The organism is Actinosynnema sp. (assembly GCF_052038725.1).
Genome location: NZ_JBQGCX010000036.1, coordinates 1 through 3,579 on the forward strand (window position 1 = coordinate 1; position 3,579 = coordinate 3,579).

Annotated in this window: 1 protein-coding gene; it reads right to left on the reverse strand. The window is 78.0% G+C overall.

The features are described from left to right. Positions 1-263 precede the first annotated feature (263 nt). On the reverse strand, positions 264-3,494 hold the full coding sequence (locus ACTUAL_RS00650) for a S8 family serine peptidase (protein ID WP_440898894.1): 3,231 nt from the start codon (positions 3,492-3,494) through the stop codon (positions 264-266). Positions 3,495-3,579 lie beyond the last annotated feature (85 nt).

Genomic DNA, 3,579 nt, shown 5'->3' on the forward strand with positions numbered 1-3,579 from the left:
CCCAGCAGCAGTGCGGCTGCGGTGACGAGCACCGCGCCGCGCTTCCCGCTCCACGTCACAACCGGACACCTCCCGTGTCGGCGCCGCGCGCGGTCTGCGCGCGGCGGGAGGCGCGGCGCCGGTGCGGGCGGCGGCGAGCCGGGAGGAACCCCGCCCCCTCAACCGGGAACGACGCTAGCGAGACCAAGATCGGGAGCGCAGCGGCCGGGCGGCGGCACTTCGCCGGTGCGGGGGCGCCGCGCGAGGCAGCGCCCCCGCACCGGTCAGCCGATCCGCCAGGCGTCCACGACGGCCAGCTCGAACCGGTTGCCCGCCGAGTCCGACCCGGTGACCCGCAGCGACACCGAGCCGTCCTCGGGCGCGGTGAACCTGGCCGCGCCACCGGACACCGGGGCCGCCGACCAGGTCGCGCCGCCGTCGAACGACACCTGCGCCGCCAGGTCACGCACGCCCTCGGCGGCGTGCTGCTGCACCACCAGCGGCACCTCGGTGGCGCCCGGAGGCGTCGTGCCGTCGCGCAGCGCCGGGGCGAACCGGACCGCGGTCAGCGGCAGCGCGGTCGGCTCCGAGGTGCTGCCGGAGGCGAACTCCCAGGCCGCCACGACCCGCCGGGTGAACCCGGAGACGCCCTCGGCGCGCACCACGTCCGTCTCCACCCGGTAGCGCGCGTCCCCAGGCTCCACCGGGAACAGCCCGTTCGCGCCGTAGGGGCTCTCCCCGACCGGCACGCCGTCGCGCAGCAGCACCGTGCGCGCGGACGCGGCGTTCGAGCTGCCGCCGTTGCCCGCGCCGTCCCCGAACACCGGCACCGCCAGGCTGAGCACGTCACCGGAGCGCGACAGCAGCGGCGCGCGCGACGGCGGCAGCGCGGGGGAGAACACCGGGTCGTTGAACCGCTCGACCTGCGAGCTGCCCGGCCGGTAGGACCGCTCCGGCGAGGTCAGCGCGGCCTCCGCCGAGCCGGTCGGGTCGTGCTGGAGCAGGTTCCAGCTCCACGCGGTGTCGGCGGTGGTGACCAGGTCCAGGGCCGAGCCGGGCGCGGTGACCGGGGCCTGCCAGGCCCAGCCGCCGACCCCGTCCGGCGTGACCGGGTTCGCGCCCCGGCCGAACGTGCGGTCCGCCGGGCCGGGGCCGTTGTCGGCGCGCACCCGCGCCAGCTCGCCCTCGTCGACCCGCCGGGTGAAGCCGGTCGGCAGCCTACCCTGCTCGACCCACGCCAACCGGTAGGTCACCGGGAGCCCGTCCTCCGGCTCGCCGCGCAGCTGCGCCCCGATCAGCGCGGTCACCTGCTCGTCCGGCAGGGCCGGGCCGGAGTGCGCGATCGACACCTCCGCGCCGAACCCGCCGAGGAACGCGGTGCTGGAGCTGACCTGCCGCTCGCCCTGCCTGCGCACCACCGTGATGTCCCCCAGCGCCTCCCGCGCCGCCGGGTCCGGCGCGGTGATCGCCACCGGCCGCGCGGCGCGGGCGTCCAGCACCACGGAGGTGGCGGCCCGCACCGACAGCGCCGGTCTGGGCAGCACCGCCACCGCCCCGCCGGGCGAGGTCACGTCGGCGCTCGCGTAGTAGTCGCCCCTGGGCAGGCGCAGGGTGAACGCGCCGTCCGGGTCGTGCGGGAACGCGAACACCTCGTTGTCCAGGCCGATCACCGACGCGTAGTAGTCCGACGCGGGCGCGCCGCCGTCGTCCAGCACGGTGAAGGCGACGTCGTGGCTCTCCGGCTCGCGCTCCACGCTCAGCGCGGTGCGCAGCGGGACCGGGCCGCCGGACGCGACGACCGCGCCGACGTGCAGCCCGTCCGGCGCGGACGGCCGGGTGTCGGCGGTGTCGCGGGCGCTCGCCCGACCGCCCGCGGGCACGGACAGGGTGGTGGGGGAGACCGAGACCACCGCCGACGGCCCGCCGTCCGGGTCCAGCACCTCGGCGGCCAGCGACAGCTCCACCGGGGCGTCGGAGTCGTTGCGGTACACCAGGTCCCTCGTCACCGGCGCGTCGTCCTCGTGCGGCCAGCGCTGCGAGCCCAGCGCCAGGCTCGCCGGGTCGGCGGTCCCCCGCACCGCGCCCGCCGCCGCCACGTCGACCCGCCCCGCGCCCTGCTCGAACGCGGTCAGCCCCTCGGTGGGGCGGGCCGACCCGACCAGCGCGGCCTTGACCCGCTGCCCGGTCCAGTCCGGCCGCCGCTGGAGCAGCAGCGCGGCCGAGCCCGCGACGTGCGGGGTGGCCATGGACGTCCCGGACATCGCCGCGTGCGCCTCGCCGACCGGCTCGCCGACGATCGCGGTCGCCGAGCGGGCCGCCACGACGCCCGCACCGGGCGCGGTCAGGTCCGGCTTGACCGCGCGGTCGCCGGTCCTCGGTCCCCGGCTGGAGAACGGGGCGAGCCCGTCCTGCCGGTCCACCGCGCCCACGGTCAGCGCGGAGTCGGCGCTGCCGGGGGACTCGACGCTGCCCGGCCTGCCGCCGTTGCCCGCCGCGACCACGAACAGCGCCCGGTCCGAGAGCAGCTCGACGGCGGCTTCGAGCGGGTCGGTCTCCGGGGTGTCCGGGCCGCCCAGGCTCAGGTTCACCACGTCCGCGCCCTGCGCCACGGCCCAGGACATGCCGTCCACGATGGACGACTCGGTGCAGCCTGCGGTCCCGCACACCTTGCCGTCCAACAGCTCCGCGCCCGGCGCGACGCCCCGGTACCGCTCACCGCGCGAGGCGGTGGTGGCGGCGACGTGCGTGCCGTGCCCGACCAGGTCGCCGTCCGGCTCGTCGGTGAAGTTGGCCCGCCCCACCACCGAACCGGCCAGGTCCGGGTGCGCGTCGTCGATCCCGGTGTCGAGCACCGCGACCGTCACGCCCGCGCCGGTGACCCCGTCCGCCCAGGCGCTCGGCGCGCCGATCTGCTTCGTGCTCCCGTCCAGGCTGGTCCGGCGCACCCCGTCCAGCCAGACCTTCCGCTCCGCAGGCCCGGCCAGCAGCTCGCGCCACGCGGCCGAGGCGTCCGCCTTGGCGACGCTGGTGGCGCGCCCGCCGAGCAGCGGCAGCTCCCGGCCCGCCGCGCCGATCGCGCCCGCGCCGTCCGGACCGGTCACGATCAGCGGCACGTCGTCCCGGCGCGCGTCGTCGTACCCGGCCTCGACCAGGCCCGTCACGTCGAACAGCCTCGGGTCCAGCCTGCCCGCGCCCAGCAGCGGCGCGGCGTCGGCGGGCACGACCCGCAGCCGCCCGTCCCGCGCGTGCGAGCGCACCACCGACCGCTCCCGGCCGGGACCGGGCTCCACGGACAGCACCCGCTCACCCGCGAACCGCACCCGGTCCCCGGTGATCAGGGTGACCCGGTGCTCGGTCGGTGGCGGGGCCTGCGCCGAGTCCGTCTCGGCGCGTGGCGGCGGCTCCTGGGGCGCGGCCGTCGCGGGCGCGGCGACGAGCGCGAGCACCGCGCACAGGACGAGGGATCTTCTTGCCAGGCCCCGGAACGGGGTGCGGTGGTGGGTTCTGCTGCGCACGCGGACGTCCTCCCTGCGCGGGAAGCGGAAGGCGTCGTCACCTCCGGTCGCGGCGGATGCGCCCAGCAGTGACGCGCCCCTGACC